This window comes from Kordiimonas sp. SCSIO 12610, assembly GCF_024398015.1.
Classification (GTDB): Bacteria; Pseudomonadota; Alphaproteobacteria; order Sphingomonadales; family Kordiimonadaceae; genus CANLMI01.
Window position 1 is genome coordinate 264,766 of record NZ_CP073747.1, and the last position, 20,265, is coordinate 285,030.

Sequence of the window (20,265 nt, forward strand, 5' to 3'; positions counted from 1 at the left end):
AAAAATGCAAAGGTTAGCTAAAATTTTAATAGAAATTGCTGAAAATTATACTTGCTGGACATATGAAGGTAATTATGCTTCAAATGATGTAAAGGTGTTGAAGAATCATGATTTTTTACGAGTTTTGTGTTTAAATTTTAGAAGAAATAATTCACAGAGCGTCGATTTCAGATGCTTAATTACACGATGACAAGGTTGTTACCTGTTAATGATTAAGGGAAAAAAAGTCCGTTTCATGCCGTCACTAACCGAATCAGCACGCTCTGATGGTGATATTGCGCACCTTTGGAAATACTATATGCCACTGGCACGGGCTGACATACTTGTATGTTCGCTTATCATTAATATCCTGTCGCTCGCATTACCGATGTTGAGTTTGCAGGTTTACGATAGAATTATTCCAAATAATGCGATTGAGACCTTTTCGTATTTGCTGATTGGGCTATTGGTTGTTCTGGTATTTGAAACAATCCTTAAAATCGGCAGGTCGTGGCTCGCGGGATGGGCTGGCGCAAGATATGAGCACCAGGCAGGAACAAAAGCCCTTAATCGTTTATTGAATAGTGATTTGGAAAAGGTTGAATCTATTCCAGCGGGTATTCACTTGGATCGAATAGCCAGTATTGAAAATGTTCGCGATTTTTATGCCAGTCAGGCATCGTTGGCGATGGTTGATTTGCCCTTTGTGTTGCTGTTCCTGGGGTTAATTTTCTATATTGGTGGCGCTATTGTTCTTGTTCCCATCGTCATGCTTGCCCTCGCGCTTGCTGTCGGATTTTGGCTCGCGAAGGGGCTTAAAAGCGCAGTTGAGGGGCGCAGTGTGTGGGATGACAGGCGTTATAATTTCATTATTGAAACGCTTGGGGGTATTCATACGGTTAAAGGCCTTGCGATGGAAGCCCTTATGCAGCGACGCTATGAGCGCTTGATGGCAAGCAGCGTTGATGCCGGCCATAAAGTGACAATGCTTGCGTCAATCAGTCAGGCTGTTGGGGGCTTTTTCTCACAGGCGACGCTTGTCTTTGTTGTGGCGATTGGTGCTTATGGCGTCATATCTGCGGAGGGCAGTATTTTTTCACTGTCAGTTGGTGGCCTTGCTGCTTGTATGTTGCTATCTGGGCGAACTGTGCAACCTGTAATGCGTGCCCTATCGTTGTGGACACAATATCAGTCGGTTTTGGTTGCAGAACAAAAACTGTCAGAAGTTGATGCGTTACCCCGTGATGACACATCGTCTGGTGAAGATGTTGTTGTAGAGAAGCTTGAGCTTAAGGATGCGGCGTTTCGATTTAACAAAGATATGCCGTTTGTTTTTAAAGACCTGGATTTGTCGGTCAAGCGCGGTGAAATTATTGGTATTCAGGGCGATAATGGTTCTGGTAAAACTGCGTTGCTTCATAGCCTGATGGGCCGATTGAAACTTGAAGAAGGGTCGCTTCTGATTAATGACCGGGATGCAGGCGATTTTGCCATGGATACGGTGCGGCCACAAATTGCGTATTTACCGCAGCGCCCGATTTTGATGCAGGGAACGGTTTTAGAGAATTTAACATTCTTCCGTTCGAGAGAACATCTTGATGTCGCCCTAGAATATGCCGCCCGTTTGGGACTTGATGCTATATTTGCCCGGATGCCTGATGGTTACGACACTCAGGTTGGTGAAGCATCAGCCAGTAGTTTACCAAGTGGTGTCGCTCAGCGAATTGTAATTGCACGGGCGCTGGCTCTCAATCCAAGATTTATCCTATTTGATGAGGCGAATGCGTCTTTGGATTATAGTGGTGAAACGCTTCTTAAAGACCTTGTGCAAAGTTTGCGCGATGATACAGGAATTGTCCTGGTGACCTATCGTCCATCAATGCTGTCTATGGCGGATCGGCGCTATATACTCCGTAATGGTGGGCTTGAAGCGCATGAGCCTCAGCAAAGGCAGGCACACACGAAAAAATCAATTACCAAGCAGAATAAAAAGGGAGAAGGGTCATGACTGATCAAAAATCCCCGAACCATTCTGCTAAAGTCTTAAAAAAGACCTCTGGCCCAAGACTGTCGGCAGGTGGTTTCGATGAATTGGCTGGCGCGTTAGAGCGCGGTAGCTATGGCTCATTTGAGGCTCATTCACCTATTGCAGGCTTATTGTTCCCGATATTACAGGCCTTGGGGTGGCGCGGAAACTTAAGAGAACTATTTGAATCGTTACCGCATTTTGCGGACTCGCTTGATATTTCTGATCTCAGGAATGTACTGGCGACGCTTGGGTTTAATAGTCATCTAAAAGCTGTTGGTCAGATTGGCGAAATTGATGAACGCCTTTTCCCTTGCATCATTATAGATGATGAAGAAAAGCCTTATGTTTTGCTGAGTAGTGGTGCTGATGGCATAACGGCATTCAGCGGCGCTGATAGCAAACAAGTTATATTGAGCGGCGATGTTAAACCTGCCAAAACGTACTTAATCGAAAACCCAGACCGCAAGTCCGAAAGAGCAGCATCCAAACCACAAGTCGATGACAATTGGTTTTTAACAATGATCAGGCGCTTTGATGGTGCAATATGGCGATTGTTGTTCCTGACGTTTTTTATCAATCTGTTGGCGCTAGCGGTACCGTTATTTACATTATCTGTTTATGATCAGGTTATCCCGATCAGGGCTGCTAATATTCTTGCAGGATTAGCGGTCGGCATGGTGCTCGTACTGGTTTTTGATATGGCCCTCAAATTGGTTCGTAGTCGATTAATTGCATTTGTTGGCGCTCGTATCGAGCATCTTGTGGCCGTGAGTACCTTCCAAAAAATATTGCGCTTGCCGGCTAGCATGACTGAATCTGCGCCGCTTGGTGATCAGGTCGCCAAAGTTCGCAGTTTTGACTCGCTCAGAGATATTTTTACAAGTGTTCTGGTAACCATTGGCCTTGAACTACCGTTTGTGGTTATTTTTCTGGCAGTGATAGGTATTCTGGCGTTGCCGCTGCTTGTCGTGCCGCTGATTATGATCGGTATCTATGCTGTTATCTGGTTTATTTTAGCCCCTAAACTACGTCAAACGGTAAAGGAAGCCAGTCAGGTTAAAGCGCGTAAACATAGTTTTCTCGTTGAAACGATATCTAATATGCGGACAATTCGGGAAGCATCGGTTGAAGATGTCTGGACCGATAGATACCGAGATTTGTCAGCCGGAAGTGCGCTTGCCCACCACTCTACTGCACAGATATCATTTCTCTTTCAGACGCTTGGGCAAAGTGTAATGTATGCAGCGGGACTGGCAACACTGGCGCTTGGTGTTAATTTGGCAATCTCAGGCACGCTCTCCGTTGGGGAATTGATCGCATCAATGGCTCTTGTCTGGAAAGTATTGTCCCCTATTCAAAATCTGTTTCTCACATTTGCCCGTGCTGAGCAAATTCGGGTATCTGTCGATCAGGTTAATGCCTTGATGAAAATCCGTGAAGAACAAGGCCGGGCCAAGCAAGCTTCGGGTGTTATTCGTGCATGGCAGGGCGGATTGAAGTTTAACCGCGTATCCCTGCGTTACAATAATCAGTCAGAACCAGCACTTTTGGGTGTAAATTTTGATGTTGCCCCAGGCGAGTTTTTGGCGGTTTCTGGATCTAATGGTTCTGGTAAAAGTTCTATTCTAAGGGTTTTCTTAGGGTTGCAGGCCCCGCAAGGCGGGCAGGTTACATTGGACGACGTAGATATTCGTCAAATCGCACCTCCGGAACTCAGAACCGCTATGAGCTATGTTCCGCAGCAAACGAAACTGTTCCATGGTACGATTGCCCAGAATTTGCGGCTTGGAAACCCAACGGCCCGTGATAGTGAAATGTATGAAGCATGTGAACTTGCGGGTGTTTTAGAGGATATTGAGGCGCTTCAAAACGGTTTTGAAACCCGTGTGGGTGATCAGAGCATATGGCAAATGAACTCTGGCCTTCGTCAGCGCCTATCGCTTGCCCGGGCTTATATTGCTGACGCACCAGTATTGTTGATGGATGAACCCGCTCATGCTCTCGATGATAAGGGCGATGCAGTTCTGATGGAAACCTTGAAGAAGCTAAAGCACAATAAAACGATTGTTATGGTATCGCATCGACCAAGCCATTTAAAACTGGCTGACACACTTATTCTGCTTAATCAGGGCACCGTTAGTGATATTGGTGCACCCGACAAAGTAATGGCATCCTAAACGCGGTGGTAATGATGGAGAAAAGAAATGGCTGAAAAGGCAGAGCAGGCAAAGAATTTACCCGTTACCTGGACAGCATCTAATGTTGCCAAGTCGCTTAGTCGGGATGATTCTAAATTACTCGCACGGGCAGTTCAGTTGGAAGAAACCGATCCTCCACAGGCACTAAGGCTGGCGTTACAGTTGATTACAGCAGTTGTCGTGGTTTTCATTATCTGGGCATCTTTTACTTCCTTCGCGGAAAAGGCAATTACACCTGGGGAAGTGTTGCCGGTAGGGCGTGTTGAGCCCATCCAGCATCTCGAGGGTGGTCTGGTCAAAGAGGTGTTGGTTCAAGAAGGTCAGGAAGTGAAGTCGGGAGAGGTTCTCATGCGGCTTGATGGTGCGGCCCTGAATAATGAACTTAACTCTGCTGCTGCAAGAACGGCTAGCCTTGCGCTCGAGCTTGAGAGGCTCCGCGCTTTTGTTGAAGAACGTGAGCCTGATTTTGGTGTTTATGCAACCACCTTCGCGGAAATTGTCAGCGATCAAAAAGCTGTTTTTGAAAGCGCAGTCGCTAACCGTAAGGCGCGGCGCGAAGCATTGGATGCACAAATCACAGCGCGCGGCCGAGAGATTACTGGCGTACAAAGTGAGGCGGCGAGCTTTGAAGAACAGGTTGCTATTGCAACAGAAACGGTTCGTATTCGCCAAGATCTGGCTGGATCAGGATCAGGATCCAGATTAGCACTTCTGGAAGCACAAGAGCAGTTAGCATCAGCTAAGGCGGCACTCGCTTCACGCCAAACTGCATTAGGGCGTGCGCAAGCCGCTCTTGCGGACGCACAAGCGACACGCCTGGAGCTCGATGAAGAATTATCGAATGAAGCGCTTGAGAATATTAGCCGTATTAACACCGAATATTTAACCGCGAAGGAACGGCTTGATCTTCTGGAGGAACGGTTGGAGCGAACAGCGATCAGGGCTGGCGTTGATGGGATTGTTACAGGGTTGGTAACCGAACGACCCGGTTTGGTCGTAGGGTCTGGTGATACCTTGATGAATATTGTTCCCTCCAATAATAACCTGATTGCAGAAGTAAAACTGTCCCCCAAAGATGTTGGCCATATCAAAGCAGGGGTGTCGGTTTTTGTACGTGTCGACAGTTATAAGTTTGGCCGTTATGGGGGGATAAACGGTGTCGTTGAACAGGTTTCAGCAGACTCGTTTGATGATGATCCTGAATACGGCCCGTATTTTAAAACACGAATTAAACTTGAAAAAGATTATGTTGGCCCCGATCCGGCTTCAAACCGAATTGTGCCCGGCATGACTTTAACTGCCGATATTAAAACAGGCGAAAAAAGTTTGCTTGCATATTTGCTTCGACCAGTTCGTAATTCCCTCGAGAGCGCGTTTAGTGAACGCTAACGTATGCCTAGTATGAAAAAAGCCGATATACAGACATTTTTTGAGCGACTTCACGCTGACAACCCTAATCCAGAAGGTGAATTGAACTATGTAAACGAGTTCACCCTATTGGTTGCGGTTGTGTTGTCAGCGCAGGCAACAGATAAAGGTGTGAATAAAGCGACCGAAAAATTATTTCAGATCGCGGAGACGCCAGAAAAAATGGCGGCGCTTGGCCTTGATGGCATCATTAGCCATGTGAAAACTATTGGGCTATATAATGCCAAAGCGAAAAATGTATTGGCCTTAAGTGAAATACTGATTGCCGATCATAATTCCAAGGTCCCTCAAACCAGGGAAGAGCTTGAAAAGTTACCAGGCGTAGGGCGCAAAACGGCAAATGTTGTTTTAAATATCGCTTTTGGTCAGCCAACATGTGCGGTTGATACCCATATTTTTCGTGTATCAAACCGAACGGGCCTTGCACCCGGTAAAACGGTACTTGCTGTTGAAAAAAAACTGATGAAAGTTATCCCCAAGGAATTTGGAGTTGATGCCCATCATTGGCTCATTTTACTTGGGCGATACATCTGTAAAGCACGCAAACCCGATTGCGGCAGCTGTAAGGTTTATGATCTTTGTCGCTTTAAGGGCAAAACTGTCTAATCATCAAGAATGAAGGGGAATTGGGGATGATCAAAAAAACTGGCCTCTTCATCCTATCTATCATGTCTTTGGTCATTTTGATCTTCGTTGGTAAGGCGTCAATTTTACCCGGCCCTACCGATCTTTCCTCTATAAACCGGCCAGACAACTCCGATGAGCTTGGGTACAGTGTGGCTGAAAACCTCGCGAAAGCTATTCGTTTTAAAACGATTAGCGTTTCCTATGATGTTCCTTATGCTCAAGTAGCATTTGAGGGTTTTCACAAATTTCTTGAGGATACATATCCGAATGTCCACAGCACGCTAAAGCGGGAGGTCGTAGGCCCTGCATCGCTTTTGTATCATTGGAAAGCTGATCAGCAATTAGAAAAAAGGCCAATAGCCTTTCTCGCGCATATGGATGTTGTTCCGGTGGAAGGTGGTACGGAATCAGGTTGGAGTTATCCAGCATTTGATGGTGAAATCAAAGATGGGTTTGTATGGGGGCGCGGCTCTTCTGATAACAAAATGTCAGTAATAACGCTGATGGAATCTGTTGAGCGTTTGATTAAAGCAGGCTTTAAACCCAGCCGCGATATATACTTTGCGTTTGGTCATGATGAAGAAATCGGCGGCAGGCAAGGTGCAAAGGCGATTGTCGATTTGTTGGAGCAACGGGGTATTGAATTGGATTGGACCTTAGATGAAGGCTCAGGGATAGCGGATGGGATTATCGCAGGTCTGCAGGTTCCAGTAGCATTAATCTCTCTAGCGGAAAAAGGGTCTGTGACACTGAAACTCACAGCAACATCGTCGGGCGGGCATTCCTCAACACCTGCGCCTGATACAGCCATTTCAATTGTGGGCCGTGCAGTTGGTACCTTGGCGGAAAATCAATATCCTCTTGAAATGACAGATGCAGTTCGTGAAATGCTTCAAACACTTGTGCCAGAATATCCGTATTCTCAAAAAGTTGTGCTGGCGAACTTATGGGTATTTGAAGCCCTTGTGACCGAACAGATTGGCGAAAGCCGTGTGATGGCCGCGAGCCTGAGAACAACAACGGCGCCAACAATTTTTCACGCAGGGACAAAAAGTAATATATTGCCCCAAAAGGCCGAAGCCTATGTAAATTTCAGAATTCATCCACGCGATAGTGTCATGGGTGTTTTGGAGCGGGCGAAGGCAGTTATCAATGATCCACGAGTAACTGTTACCACAGAAGGTGGCGATGTTGGTAGTGAACCAACAAAACAGTCATCCTTTACATCTGACGGGTTTGCAGAAATCAAGGCGTCTATTGGTGCAGTTTTTGGGGAGGTTCCCGTTGTTCCGTCGCTTACAGTGGCGGGCACGGATAGCAAACATTACGCACGCATTGCCGAAAATACATATCGATTTAACCCATATTTTATCACGAGTGATGATCTGAAACGTGTTCACGGAACAGATGAGCGCATCAGTATCGGAAATTTAGCTGTTTCCGTTCGGTTCTATGAGGATATAATAAAGCGTTCAGCATCCTGATGCTGTTATAGCGTGTTTGTGCGAGAGTGGAGTATGTGAATAATGGTAAATTCTCCTGCATTAAATGATGATGATCAAATGCGTTTCTTGTATCCCTTTAAAGTTTATTTGGCCGCGTTTGGTTTATTTGCTGCTGTAATCATTATTTTTTTGGTGCTTGCAAACAGTTTTGACCGCGCACCAAAGCAGCTTGATCTGTCAATTCCCTGGGCTGAGAGCGAGTTTCATACACAGAATGCTATCCGCTTTGCGAGGGAGGTTGGCCGAATAACAGAGGGTCGGGTTCAGATCACGGTGCATCCCGGTGCTATTTTGGGCATTAAGGGCCCTGATAGCTTGCGTGCGGTGTCAACAGGCATCGTTCCGATGGCTGAAATGGCCGGATTCCAACAGGTTGGTAGTGAACCAATCTTGGGATTTGAATCGCTTCCTTTCCTGATCGATACACAGGAAGAGCTGAGAGCACTTTATACAATTTTACGTCCTGTGGTCGAGGAGGCTTATGCGCGGCATGGATTGAAGGTGCTGTATATCGTGCCTTGGCCCAACCAGAATTTGTTTAGTGATGCACGGCCCGAAACCCTGCGCGACCTTCGGGGGCTGAAAATCCGAACGTTAGATGCAAACACTACCGAATTGATGGATAGGTTGGGGTTGGTTTCCATTCAAATGCCCTATGCTGATGTGGTGCCATCGCTTGCTGCTGGTTCGCTTGATGGTGTTTTAACGTCGACAAGCACTGCGTCCGCTCAGAAATACTGGGAATTTATTACAACAGTGCTCAGAACCAATCACCATTGGATCTCGAATATGATGATCATTAAAAAAAGTGTCTGGGACGAAATAAGTCAAAACGACCGAGACGCGATTAATGCACTAACGCAGGAATTGGAACCCGAGTTTTGGGCAATATCGGCACGTGACGATAAAGAAAAACTGAAATTACTCGCAGAAAATGGCGTAGAAGTTCTGGAACCCAATCCCGAGCTTCAGAAAAGTATCCGCTCGGTATCTCATCAAATGTGGCGAGAATTCATTGAACGCGTGCCAGAAAGCGAGGACATTCTCGACGCATATTTAAAAATGACCAACCGCCCGCCGTTGAAAAAAGAAGGGCAAGAATAGATTTATGCCGCGCAGTTTTCAAAATATTACTAAGTTTCTCGATAAGGTTTGCCTGTATTCTGCTTATTTAGCGGCTTTGTTACTCTGTATTTTAGTCTTGCTTGGTACGGTAGAAATATTTGTCCGGAACCTATTTAGCACCAGTATTAGCTTCAGTGTGGAATATAGCGGTTATCTGGTTGCTGTGATTTTAATGCTGGGGAGTGGTCAAGCCTTAAAGGACGGTACGCATGTTCGGGTCACCTTGCTGGAGGAGCGATTGAGCGGCCATGCAAAGGCGGTATTTACGCTTTTGGCGATGATGCTCAGTATAGCTATTGCTGCCTATTGGGGCTTTGCAGCTGTACGTTTTGCATTTGATACCTTTGTAGCGGGAACTGTTTCTTATTTCCCTAGTCAGACGCCGCTTTGGATACCACAGTTGCTGGTAGCGATCGGCCCAATTGTATTGCTGTGTGGTTTAACATCGAAATTCCTAAGATTAATCTGGAGCAATCAGGTGGCAGGAGACGATGTATGATTGGCATTATCATCAGCGGTGTTTTCCTCCTGTTTGTTATGCTGGGTGTTGGGGTCTGGGTTGGTCTCGCTCTTATGTCTGTTGGGGCTGGGACCCTATTTGTTTTTCGGGATATTGATGTCGCAACATTTCTGGCCGGTGATATCTGGCGCGGGTTGAATTCACCAGAGCTTGCAGCGCTCCCTCTTTTCATTTTGATGGGGGAAATATTGTTTAGAACACGGGTTGCAAGCGATATGGTACAGGCCCTTGCGCGTTTTATGCGGCCCATCCCAGGCCAACTTCTGCATATTAATATTATTGGTTGCACCTTATTTGCTGCGGTGTCGGGGTCTTCGGTCGCGACAACAGCAACCGTCGGTCGGATCACCCTGAACGAGCTTGATGCCCGCGGTTATGACCGAAGCCTTTCAATTGGGTCATTGTGCGGGGCTGGAACACTTGGGTTTTTAATTCCACCTAGTCTGATTTTGATCATTTACGGTGTGCTCTCGAATACATCCATTCTTGATTTATTTATTGCGGGGATTGTTCCCGGTGCGTTGCTCGCAGGTGCATATATTCTTTATATTGCGATACGTTTATTCCTAAATCCTGACTTAGGCCCCAAAGTTGTCCCAGATGAAAACAAAGATGATGTATCTATCTGGATTTCCTTGTCGCGGTTGCTTCCTGTTCTTGGGTTGATCGTTGCTGTGATCGGTTCGATGTATGCTGGTTTTGTTGGGCCGAGTGAAGCAGCAACTGTTGGCGTTCTTGGTAGCTTCCTGATCGCTTTATCGCAGAAAAGCCTGAGTATGACATCGATCATTGAGGCAGTTATGGGGGCGGTTAAAACATCCTCTATGATCGGGTTGATCATTGCGGGAGCGTTTTTTCTTTCCAAAGCGATGGCAATTTTCACGATCCCGCAGGCCATTGCTGGTGGTATTGCAGCGCTTGAACTTTCGCCGTTTCTGCTGATTTTGATATTGCTAGTTTTCTATATCATTCTGGGTATGTTTCTTGATGGGCTTTCGATCATCGTGATGACCTTGCCAATAGCACTGCCGCTTGTTACTGCCGCTGGTTTTGATCCTGTTTGGTTCGGCATCTTTCTGGTTATCGTTGTTGAGATGTCACAAATTACCCCGCCAATCGGATTTAGTCTTTTCGTTGTACAGGGACTGACGGGTGAGCCTATTTCAAAAATAGCGCGAGCAAGTGTACCGTTCTTTTTGATATTGGCAGCAATGGTTTTACTGATTACAGCCTTGCCACAAATAATTTTATGGCCAGTTCAGTAGTTGACCGCTCCAAATTTCAAAACAATAACTCTAAGCGCTTAAGGCTTCATCATATTCATTTTCAGCTATTCTAAGTTGGATAGAACGAATGGCGTCGCTTGCGAGGTCTGCGTGTTTGCGGGCGATTGATAATTTAATTTCGGCATGCTTTTGACCGGGGATAGACCGGATCAGGTCCAGCCTATTGAGCCGTAGTTCGATTTTATTGCCCCAGATGCTTTTGGTAAATCCGATCTCATCGATGGCATCAAGGGGGATGGTAACGCTTTTAACGCCCGACCTAAACATACCAAAAAGAGCATCCTGAGTTTCAAAGTCCAGCCTTATTTCATCACGGGTTACGGCCAACAATCCGATCGATTCGGCAAAACCTTCATAGCTGTCAGAAATTTTGAAGGGAACAGTGCTGCGTGTCATATGATTTTCCTCGCGGTTATTTTATGATTATATAAATTAGATATGACTTCAGTTGCGGTTTTCAAGAATACCTTACAGCGACCAAACCTATAAATAGGCTATATAATGAGTGATTTTACCTTACACCCTCAATTGGTTAGCGATTGTGATATTGTGGGCGAGCTTCCTTTATCGCTGGTTTTGTTGATGAATGATGCCAATTACCCATGGGTGATACTGGTGCCAAAACGCCATAATATTCGGGAAATGTATCAATTGTCTGAGGGCGATCGGGCACAATTGATGAAGGAAATTTCAACTGCCAGCGAAGTGATACAAAAGCTTTTTAAGGCAGATAAGATGAATGTAGGAGCGCTCGGTAATATGGTGCCGCAACTGCATGTCCATATTATTGCGCGGCATGAAAATGATGCCGCATGGCCAAATCCTGTCTGGGGGGCGGTACCAAGAATAGAATATGTTGATGAGGAGCGATTGGACCTTATTGGTAAAATAAAAGAAGCCCTGGCCTGTTAGCAAGGGCTTCTCTAATCGCATACTAAACAACTATTAGTGTTTGAAGTGGCGCATTCCGGTGAATACCATTGCAAGTCCAGCTTCATCAGCAGCATCGATAACTTCCTGGTCACGCATGGAACCGCCTGGTTGGATAACCGCAGTTGCGCCTGCTTCTGCCGCGGCTAAAAGGCCGTCAGCAAAGGGAAAAAAGGCGTCTGATGCAACAACTGAACCTTTCGCGAGGCTATCGCTCTCATTCGCCATTTCAGCGGCTTCACCTGCCCTGATCGCTGCAATTCTAGAACTATCGCGGCGGTTCATTTGTCCAGCGCCTATCCCTACCGTCATACCGCTGCGAACATAAACGATTGCATTTGATTTTACATGCTTCCCGACTTTGAAGGCAAACAGCATATCCGCAAGCTCAGCTTCGCTAGGTTGCCTTTTGGTAACCACCTTCAAATCGTCCAGTGTGATATTTCCTGTGTCGCGGTTCTGGACAAGGTAGCCACCGGCAACGGATTTGATCATTTTTGCTGATTGCATAGGATCAGCAAGGCCGCCTGTTGTTAAGAGGCGCAGGTTTTTCTTGGCTGCAATGATTGCCTTCGCGTCATCGCTAACGTCGGGGGCAATAATGACTTCAGTGAAAACCTTTACGATCTCCTCTGCGGTTTCTGCATCCAATGTCTGGTTAAGGGCAACAATCCCACCAAACGCAGATACAGGGTCGCATTTTAGCGCTTTAAGATAGGCTTCTTTCATCGTGCCACCAGTTGCGACACCACAAGGGTTTGCATGCTTGATAATGGCAACAGTCGGGGTATCAGCACCAAATTCGCTAACAAGTTCAAACGCCGCATCAGTGTCATTTAGATTATTGTAGGAAAGTTCCTTACCTTGGTGCTGTGTCGCTGTAGCGATACCAGGCCGCTCTTCAGCGTTTTTATAGAAAGCGGCACTTTGATGTGGGTTTTCGCCGTACCGACAGTCTTGAACCTTGCTACCAGCAAAGGCAATCCGGTCAGGGTATGCAGTATCGGTTTGTTCTGCGAACCAAGCTGAAATTGCAGCATCATATGATCCTGTACGGCTGTACGCTTTGGCGGCTAGTTTTTTTCTCGTATCGAAACTGGTACCACCATTCTCATCGATTTCATTGATGATATCTTGGTAGTCAGCCGGGTCTGTAACAATGGTAACAAATCGATGGTTCTTGGCCGCTGAGCGCACCATTGCAGGGCCGCCGATATCGATATTTTCAATGCATGTATCGAAATCAGCCCCTGATGCGACCGTTGCTTCAAAGGGATAAAGGTTTATTGCAACAAGGTCGATCGGGCCAATGGCATGTTCGTTCATGGAACCAACATGATTATCATTATCGCGAAGCGCCAACAGTCCACCATGAATTTTGGGGTGAAGTGTTTTGACGCGGCCATCCATCATTTCAGGAAAACCTGTATAGTCAGCGACTTCTGTAACGCTAATGCCTGCGTCTCTGATCGCCTTTGCTGATCCACCGGTAGATAAAATTTCAACCCCTGCTTTTTCGAGGGCTCTGGCCAGGTCTATTAGGCCTGATTTGTCGGATACGGAAAGAAGGGCGCGTTTAATAGATACAAAATCGGTCACAATCAGGTCCTTGCCATTGTGGGTTAGCGACAAAATTTCAGAATTTGGTTAGCGGGTGTTTATGCGCTCCAGAAACCATTTGCAAGAGAGCGCTGCTTCATCAGACGGTGAAATCCGAATAACAATTTGCTTTGTAGGACGTATTTCATCTGGCCTTGGGAGATACAGACTATCTTCCAACCTTGAGGTGCCACCAACCACATCAAAAATCCATAGCTTCCCGCTTTGGCTTTCAAGCGTAATTCGCCCGTCCGGTGTCGATGCAACCGTAACAGATGGATGTAAATGAAAGCGAATAAGGGCTTCTGCACCATTCAAGCGCCTTCTATCAACACCGTCCAAACTATCTATACCGGACAGCTTTAGGCCGTCATGCCTAAGGGTAAGGCTGCGTGAATGGGTTACACCAAAACGGCTCAGGTATCCGTCATGCTCGATATCTAACTTCGCAGAACCATCGACATACTCGCGTTTAAAGCTAACTTCGTTTACCCCTTTTCCAAGAGAGCCATCCTCGTTAATCTTTGTAGAGTTTCGATCAGCAATTATAAGTGTTGAATGTGCCGCAGTTGTCCGGCACATCTTTTGAAGTTCAGGGATTGGACCATGCGTAGCGGCGCTGCCCATATTAACAATAATATGCTCACTACCGCTGGAAAATTCAAACGCAGAAGTGCTTGCATGAGCACTCATGGAAATATCTTGTGCGGGCGGCGGCCCAGCGTCCACAATCAGGCAACCATTGCCGGCTTTAAGCCTTTGATATCCTGTGTGTGATGCGCTATCGAGGGCTTTGCCCTTGGCCTCACTAACGGCAAGAACAGCATCTGTGCCGTGGCCGCCTTCCGCTGAGGAGCCAGAGAAATGGCATAGATTACCATTTTCATGACGCATGGCCTTAATGAATGGAACCATCCTGTCTATTGCAGGCTGCAACCAAACGGGTTGGTCTTTCTGTACGTCGCGAAATGCATTTCTTACCAAAATCAGTGTCTGGATTGATTTGATAATATCAGACGGGTTTCTGCTTGCAGGACCGCCGTCAGGCAGAATGAAGGCTTGAATAATGGCTTCAAGGGTTTTAATCCCGCGTGTGAACCAAGCACTTCCACCTGGTAATAATAAGCCTGATAGCGTTAGCGCTGATGCTGTATAGATTTGTGGTAATCCAATGTCAGTATCATTTTGCGCCCTCAGCAAATGACGGGCCTGTCGCGCCATTGATAATAAGACTGTAGAGCGATACACAAGATCACTCGATGACAAAATTAATGGTGCGTGCGCTAACCAATTAATAAGTCGTCTCGAAAGAATTTCAGCATTCCATGTATCACCGCGCCATGTCGTGCCATATAGATCGAGCCAGCGCCGCGTTAAAAACTCACCAGTTTCACGCGCCTGCTGCTGATCCTTAACTTGCGCTAAATCCTGAAGCCAATGAAACCGGTGTCCATACGAAAAAAAGCTCGTGTTTTTCTCATCCAAGCGTGTCCAGAACCGTTCATTAATGCTGAGGCTGTCATTTCCAAATAACATATCACCGCCAAGCAGCGCGGAGCCCAGAGTTGCATTGCCTGGTGCGGGGTCATCGGGGCTGGCCAGTAATTGTACGGGGTGCCTGCCACTTAGCCGGTGTTTGTATAAATCATTGCTATAGCCCCATTCGCGTACCATGCGCCCAGCGAATTTAAGTGTTGAGGAATTGGCATGCTTGTCTGCGCGCTTCAGCGTTTTTGACTGTGCGGGGCTGTTTTGAGGAGAAACAGAAATTTCATTATAGGCTGCAGTCATTGTTCGCTTTGCCTGTTCGGGGACACTTGAATTATCCATCGCCTCTTAGGGTTTTGATGTTATTAGCATATGCGGTTTCACCGCCTTTGAATGTCGCACTACCCGCGACCAGAACGGTTGCCCCTGCCGCAATAACTTGAGGCGCCGTTTCAAAATTAACACCGCCGTCAACTTCTAGTTCGATATCTAAGCCCAATTGATCAATACGCTTACGAATCGCTTCAAGCTTACGCAATTGGTTTGAAATAAACGACTGACCACCAAATCCGGGGTTTACGGACATAACCAGGATCAAATCCAAATCCTCATACAGATATTCAAGGACATTTTCAGGCGTTGATGGGTTTAGGGATATGCCTGCCTTTTTACCCGTCGCCCTGATGGCTTGAACAGTTCTGTGTGTGTGGTGCCCTGCTTCTGCGTGTACAGTAATGATATTGGCACCCGCATCAGCAAAGGCTTCGATGTAAGGGTCGACAGGTGCAACCATCAAGTGAACATCAAAGGTTTTGTCCGTGTAAGGACGGATTGCCTTAACTACATCAGGGCCAATTGTAATGTTCGGTACGTAATGACCGTCCATAACATCAATATGGATATAGTCAGCGCCAGCGGCGTCGATGGCTTTAATTTCTTCACCGAGTCGCGCGAAATCAGCGGACAGGATTGAAGGGGCGATTTTTATAGTGTGTTGCATGACCGTTTATTAACAGTTTGCAAGAGTCGCTGCAAGCGCCAGAATACAATGATTCGCTAAAAATTTTGCTATTTACATTTTGTAAGTCGTGAAATGTAGAACCCGTCCATTCCGCCAATGTCTGCTACATGATGTGGCAGGCACAAAATATCACCATCTTGGGTGACAATTTCTTCAATTCCATCAACATCTTCAGCAGTAATGATATGGCGTTCGGCAGTTGGGTTTTCGCTCAGAAAATGATTGATTTGCTCAATGCCTTCTTCTGCTTCGATTGAGCATACGCAATAGATCAACGTTCCACCCACAGGTAACAGGCTATATGCATGATTGAGGATACGAGCCTGAAGGCTGGATAGCTTTTGAATGTCTTCCGGGCTTTTGTGGATCATCAGGTCTGGGTTACGCCTGTATGTCCCTGTAGCACTACAGGGTGCATCTAGCAAAATATGATCAACTGGTTTTTTCGGGCTATAGCTAGCGGCGTCTGCCGTGAATATATCGGCAGATAGCTTGGTGCGGTCCAGATTATCCTGAAGTCGCCTCAAACGATTTTTAGAACGATCTATCGCCGTTACATTTGCGCCAAGGCTGCCAAGTTGCATGGTTTTCCCGCCGGGTGCTGCACACATATCCAAAACATGTTTGCCCTTCAAATCGGGAAATAACTTAGCTGGCAAGGATGCTGATAAATCCTGCACCCACCATTTTCCCTCATCATAACCTTCCAGTTTTTTTACATCCGTAAAACTGCGCCGGAGGGAGCCAGTGGGCATAGCTTGGGCGTCAATACTCTCAGCAATTGCCTCGATTTCTGCGGGGTTTTTAACGCTGATATCGAGCATGGGTTCATTGCGTAGTGCCATAGCTAATTTTTTTGTTGCGTCAGCACCATATGTCTTTGTCCAGCGATCACGTAACCACTTGGGTAGGTCTTGATTGGGATCATTATCAATAATGTCCAGAAGTTTATCTTTTTCACGTACTGCCCTGCGCAATACCGCATTTACAAGGCCAGAAAATCCTTTTTCTTTGCCAGGTAGCCGTTTGATGAGTTCAACCATTTGATGGGCAGCGGCAAAGTCGGCGGCACGCATAAAAAGAATTTGTGCCAACCCAATAACAATAGCGGCCTTGGTCCATGTCGCATTTTGAGGAAGCCCACGGTCAAGCAGCTTTGATGCAATATAGTTAAGGCTGCCGTATCGGCGCAGGCTGAGCATAACAATATTTAGGGCAAAGGCACGGTCCCTGCTGTCAAGCTTTGCTTCGCTTGCCATATCATCAAAGGCAATCTCGAGCGGGCGGTTTTTCAATGAAACGGCCATCAATACCCGAACAGCGGTTTCGCGTGCTGCTATGCCGGTTAGATTTGCTTCAGAGGGTTTGTTTTGATTTTCTGTCTTCATGGCGTCTTTTGACCATAATTTCCGGCATTATGAAAGCAGTTACTTGCAAATCTTTTGTCGCTGCCAGTAGTGTGGAGGAAAAGAGAGGGTAAAAAGCACAATGACCATAGGTGAAAAATTAGCGGATGTTATCATTGCCCGCCGTTTCAATGGGCCACCATCGAGCGGTAATGGGGGATATGTCTCCGGCTTGGTTGGCGCGCATATTAAAGGTGCTGCCGAGGTATCCCTTAGGTTGCCACCTCCTCTTGATACTGCGATGGAAATATCAAGGAATGAGGACGGTGTTATTCTGCATACTGGTGAAACTATATATGGTGTGGGGAAATCCGCTATACCGGACCTTGAGGTTCCAAGCCTATCACATGGCCTGACATACGATGATCACCCCTCAGACGTTAAATTTCAGCCTTTTGATACCTGTTTTGTTTGCGGTGACGCGCGTACCCTTGGGGACGGGCTTTGTATCCATGCGAAACCGATTACTGGGTATGATGGGCATGTCGGTGCCAATTGGAAACTTCATAAAAGCCTCGCGGACAAAGATGGGTTTGTTGACCCTGTTTACATCTGGTCCGCCCTTGATTGTCCGGGGTATGCAGCATGTGCATATGGTGAACCCGCGCTTCTTGCGCGTATGACAACCAAGATCACGGCAAAAATCAAATGTGAAGGCACGGCATTTGTGATGGGATGGAGCAAAGGAGCAAGTGGCAGAAAACGCTTTTGCGGAACGGCAATTTATGATCAGGACTGTAATTTGATCGCGGCATCTTCTGCGCTTTGGGTTGTGGTTAAATCAGAACAGATTGCTGTATAATGAATGAAGTAAACGCAAATAATACGATACAAGCTGGCTTAAGAGCATATTTTGAAAAGCCGGTTTTTGCGACATTCCTTCTGGGTATTTCCCAAGGGTTTCCATTAACGTTAGTGATAAGCTTATCCGGGTTTTGGCTCGCGCGTTACGGCGTTGATAAAAAAACGATTGGGCTGTTGGCGCTTGCAACAACACCCTATGTCCTGAAGCCTTTGTGGGCCCCGATAATTGACCGGCTAGAATTGGGTGTGTTGGCCCGAATTGTCGGGCACCGCCGGATCTGGATGTTCTTAATTCAAGGGATGCTGGCAATTGCCATTTTGTGCTTGTCGTTTTTGCGACCAGACCAGCAGATAGAAACAGTTGCTTTCCTTATCGTCCTTATAGGGTTTCTGTCTGCTAGCCAGGATATTGTGATCGACGCGTACCGTATTGAAATTGTTGATGACTCCCGACAAGGGTACGGTGCTGCGATGGTGGTGTTTGGGTACCGAGCCGGTAATTTATTAGCGGGTTATGGTGTTTTAAAAATCGCAGATGCTTATGGGTGGAATTTGGCGTTATCATTGCTGATCTTTCTTCTGATCCCGGGTGTAATAGCCGCCTTATGGGTTGGTGAGCCAGAGAAAAAAGCAGGTAACTTTATTGCCGACGAAAAAGACAAAGCGGCTAATTATAGCAAAACAGCTTTGTGGGTATACGAAGCTGTTATCCTTCCATTTAAGGAATTTATGCGGCGGGATAACTGGTATCTCATTTTACTGTTTATTGTTTTCTTCAAGGCGGGTGATGCGATTGCCGCTATTATGACGGCACCTCTAATTGTTGAATTGGGGTTCAGCGATTCTGAAATTGCTGACGCCAATAAACTGGTAGGGGCAGCGGCGTTATGGATAGGTATCGGGTTAGGTAGTTGGTTATATTTTGCAGCAGGTGCGTTCAGAGCGCTTTTTATCACTGGCGTCTTGATGATGGTGACGAATTTGGCCTTTGCCTGGTTAGCTCTTGTTGGTCACGATGTGTATGCGCTGGCGTTTACAATAGGCGCTGAAAATTTTGCAACAGGCTTGGGAAATACGGTCACAGTGGCATATTTTGGTAGCCTGTGTAATGTTTCTTTCACAGCTACTCAGTATGCACTCTTGAGTTCGCTCGCGAGCCTTGCACGGTCCTTCATAGGATCTTCGGGTGGATATATCGCCGAAGCGACGGGCTGGGTTGATTTCTTTATTTACTCAACATTTGCTGCGGTGCCCGGCCTGATTTTGCTGGGAATATTATGGAAGCTGGATATTCGCGCCCAAAAAGAGTAAAAGAGAAGCTAATTTGTAACATAAGCCTGTTAAAGCTTTGCATCACACGCTCGTAACCTGTTTGTCACTTGAATATACAAGTGAGGACGTATAGGAGAGAAGGCATGAAAAAATACGCTCTTATTCGCCCGCGCGTTGCCGCGGCACAAGCTATGGCAGGTGCACCGACCTATGTTCGTCAGGGCAGCATCGAGGTTCGTCTTGCACGTTCATTCAAGGAAATCAAACTGGCGCAGAAACTGCGCTATGATATTTTCTACAATGAAATGGAAGCAAAACCTGATTGGCGTATGCGCATGACCAAGCGTGATATCGATCCATACGATTCCGTTTGTGACCATTTGCTTGTGATTGACCATGACCTTCCAAAAGGTAAGCGAATTGTTGGTACTTACCGCCTATTGCGTCAGGAAATTGCGGATCAACATAGCGGGTTCTACTCGTCTGGTGAATATGATCTCTCTCCTTTGAATAGTGATAGTTTCAAGGAGCATATGGGTGCTGGTCGTCAGTTGTTGGAGCTTGGCCGAAGCTGTGTGCATCCAAATTACCGCGCCAATTCTACGATTAATATGCTTTGGAAGGGTATCGCTGAATACCTGAAAGAGCACAATATTGCCTATATGTTTGGTTGTGCGAGCTTTGAAGGCGTAGACCCAGCCGAGTTCAAGGAAGCATTGGCATACCTATATCATAATCACCTTGTGGCTGATGACTTTAAGGTTCGGGCACTTGAAGATCAGTTTGTTGACATGAATACGATGGCAACCGATGATGTCGATGCTCGTAAGGCCCGCCGTGCTTTACCCCCTCTTATTAAGGGGTACCTGCGGCTTGGGTGCTTTATTGGTGACGGCGCGGTTGTTGACGAGCAGTTTGGAACAACTGACGTATTTATCCTATTGCCTGTTGAGCGTATCGCGAAGCGCTACTCCAAACATTATGATGTGGGGACGCAGGCGAATGATAGTGACGCCGGGATCGCTGCGGTTCAGTAAAAGCTGGCCTT

General features: G+C 46.6%; 17 protein-coding genes. 12 read left to right on the forward strand and 5 right to left on the reverse strand.

Features of this window, described 5'->3' with window-relative positions; genetic code table 11:
- Positions 1–235: 235 nt before the first annotated feature.
- Genes KFF44_RS01270 through KFF44_RS01305 form a run of 8 tightly spaced genes read left to right on the forward strand, consistent with a single transcriptional unit; the run spans position 236 to position 10,676 of the window.
- Entirely contained in the window at positions 236–1,987 is a 1,752-nt protein-coding gene (locus tag KFF44_RS01270; protein WP_255936401.1) for a peptidase domain-containing ABC transporter, read from the forward strand.
- Positions 1,984–4,185 (forward strand): peptidase domain-containing ABC transporter, encoded by a 2,202-nt coding sequence (locus KFF44_RS01275; RefSeq protein ID WP_255936402.1) that lies wholly within the window; start codon positions 1,984–1,986, stop codon positions 4,183–4,185. Before KFF44_RS01270 ends, KFF44_RS01275 begins: the two co-directional genes overlap by 4 nt.
- Before the next feature lie 27 nt (positions 4,186–4,212).
- Positions 4,213–5,595 carry an HlyD family type I secretion periplasmic adaptor subunit gene (locus KFF44_RS01280; RefSeq protein ID WP_255936403.1) on the forward strand — a complete coding sequence of 461 codons (1,383 nt, stop codon included), beginning with the start codon at positions 4,213–4,215 and terminating at the stop codon, positions 5,593–5,595.
- Between the two features lie 12 nt (positions 5,596–5,607).
- The gene (gene nth, locus KFF44_RS01285) at positions 5,608–6,240 is read left to right on the forward strand and encodes an endonuclease III (protein WP_255936404.1); all 633 of its coding nucleotides are present in this window, start codon (positions 5,608–5,610) and stop codon (positions 6,238–6,240) included.
- A 26-nt stretch (positions 6,241–6,266) separates the two neighbouring features.
- On the forward strand, positions 6,267–7,745 hold the full coding sequence (locus KFF44_RS01290) for a M20 family peptidase (RefSeq protein WP_255936405.1): 1,479 nt from the start codon (positions 6,267–6,269) through the stop codon (positions 7,743–7,745).
- A 42-nt stretch (positions 7,746–7,787) separates the two neighbouring features.
- Complete coding sequence (locus tag KFF44_RS01295) at positions 7,788–8,870, forward strand: TRAP transporter substrate-binding protein (protein ID WP_255936406.1); 1,083 nt, start codon at positions 7,788–7,790, stop codon at positions 8,868–8,870.
- A 4-nt stretch (positions 8,871–8,874) separates the two neighbouring features.
- On the forward strand, positions 8,875–9,390 hold the full coding sequence (locus tag KFF44_RS01300; RefSeq protein WP_255936407.1) for a TRAP transporter small permease subunit: 516 nt from the start codon (positions 8,875–8,877) through the stop codon (positions 9,388–9,390).
- The gene (locus tag KFF44_RS01305; RefSeq protein WP_255936408.1) at positions 9,387–10,676 is read left to right on the forward strand and encodes a TRAP transporter large permease; all 1,290 of its coding nucleotides are present in this window, start codon (positions 9,387–9,389) and stop codon (positions 10,674–10,676) included. Before KFF44_RS01300 ends, KFF44_RS01305 begins: the two co-directional genes overlap by 4 nt.
- A 30-nt stretch (positions 10,677–10,706) precedes the next feature.
- Here KFF44_RS01305 and KFF44_RS01310 read toward each other — a convergent pair whose 3' ends face one another.
- Positions 10,707–11,093, reverse strand: a complete 387-nt coding sequence (locus KFF44_RS01310; protein WP_255936409.1) for a hypothetical protein — start codon at positions 11,091–11,093, stop codon at positions 10,707–10,709.
- A gap of 105 nt (positions 11,094–11,198) precedes the next feature.
- Here KFF44_RS01310 and KFF44_RS01315 point away from each other — a divergent pair, with 105 nt between their 5' ends.
- Positions 11,199–11,609 carry an HIT domain-containing protein gene (locus KFF44_RS01315; protein WP_255936410.1) on the forward strand — a complete coding sequence of 137 codons (411 nt, stop codon included), beginning with the start codon at positions 11,199–11,201 and terminating at the stop codon, positions 11,607–11,609.
- A 33-nt stretch (positions 11,610–11,642) separates the two neighbouring features.
- On the opposite strand, the gene purH is transcribed toward KFF44_RS01315, so the two are convergent.
- The 4 genes from purH to KFF44_RS01335 all read right to left on the reverse strand — a co-directional run bounded on the left by purH (position 11,643) and on the right by KFF44_RS01335 (position 17,123).
- Positions 11,643–13,226: a bifunctional phosphoribosylaminoimidazolecarboxamide formyltransferase/IMP cyclohydrolase gene (purH, locus tag KFF44_RS01320; protein ID WP_255936411.1), complete on the reverse strand. Its 1,584-nt coding sequence runs from the start codon at positions 13,224–13,226 to the stop codon at positions 11,643–11,645.
- Positions 13,227–13,274: 48 nt separating this feature from the next.
- Positions 13,275–15,056, reverse strand: a complete 1,782-nt coding sequence (locus KFF44_RS01325) for a heparinase II/III family protein (protein WP_255936413.1) — start codon at positions 15,054–15,056, stop codon at positions 13,275–13,277.
- Positions 15,049–15,714 carry a ribulose-phosphate 3-epimerase gene (gene rpe / locus KFF44_RS01330; protein ID WP_255936415.1) on the reverse strand — a complete coding sequence of 222 codons (666 nt, stop codon included), beginning with the start codon at positions 15,712–15,714 and terminating at the stop codon, positions 15,049–15,051. Before rpe ends, KFF44_RS01325 begins: the two co-directional genes overlap by 8 nt.
- Before the next feature lie 68 nt (positions 15,715–15,782).
- A complete protein-coding gene (locus tag KFF44_RS01335) occupies positions 15,783–17,123 on the reverse strand; it encodes an RsmB/NOP family class I SAM-dependent RNA methyltransferase (protein WP_255936417.1) in 1,341 nt (446 codons plus the stop codon).
- Between the two features lie 100 nt (positions 17,124–17,223).
- On the opposite strand from KFF44_RS01335, the gene KFF44_RS01340 reads away from it, so the two are divergent.
- From KFF44_RS01340 to KFF44_RS01350, 3 genes are all read left to right on the forward strand, one after another.
- Positions 17,224–17,943, forward strand: coding sequence for a hypothetical protein (locus KFF44_RS01340; RefSeq protein WP_255936418.1), 720 nt, complete (start codon positions 17,224–17,226; stop codon positions 17,941–17,943).
- Positions 17,943–19,256, forward strand: a complete 1,314-nt coding sequence (locus tag KFF44_RS01345) for an MFS transporter (protein ID WP_255936419.1) — start codon at positions 17,943–17,945, stop codon at positions 19,254–19,256. The genes KFF44_RS01340 and KFF44_RS01345 overlap by 1 nt, the downstream gene beginning before the upstream one ends.
- 104 nt (positions 19,257–19,360) lie before the next feature.
- Positions 19,361–20,254, forward strand: coding sequence for a GNAT family N-acetyltransferase (locus KFF44_RS01350; protein WP_255936420.1), 894 nt, complete (start codon positions 19,361–19,363; stop codon positions 20,252–20,254).
- Positions 20,255–20,265 lie beyond the last annotated feature (11 nt).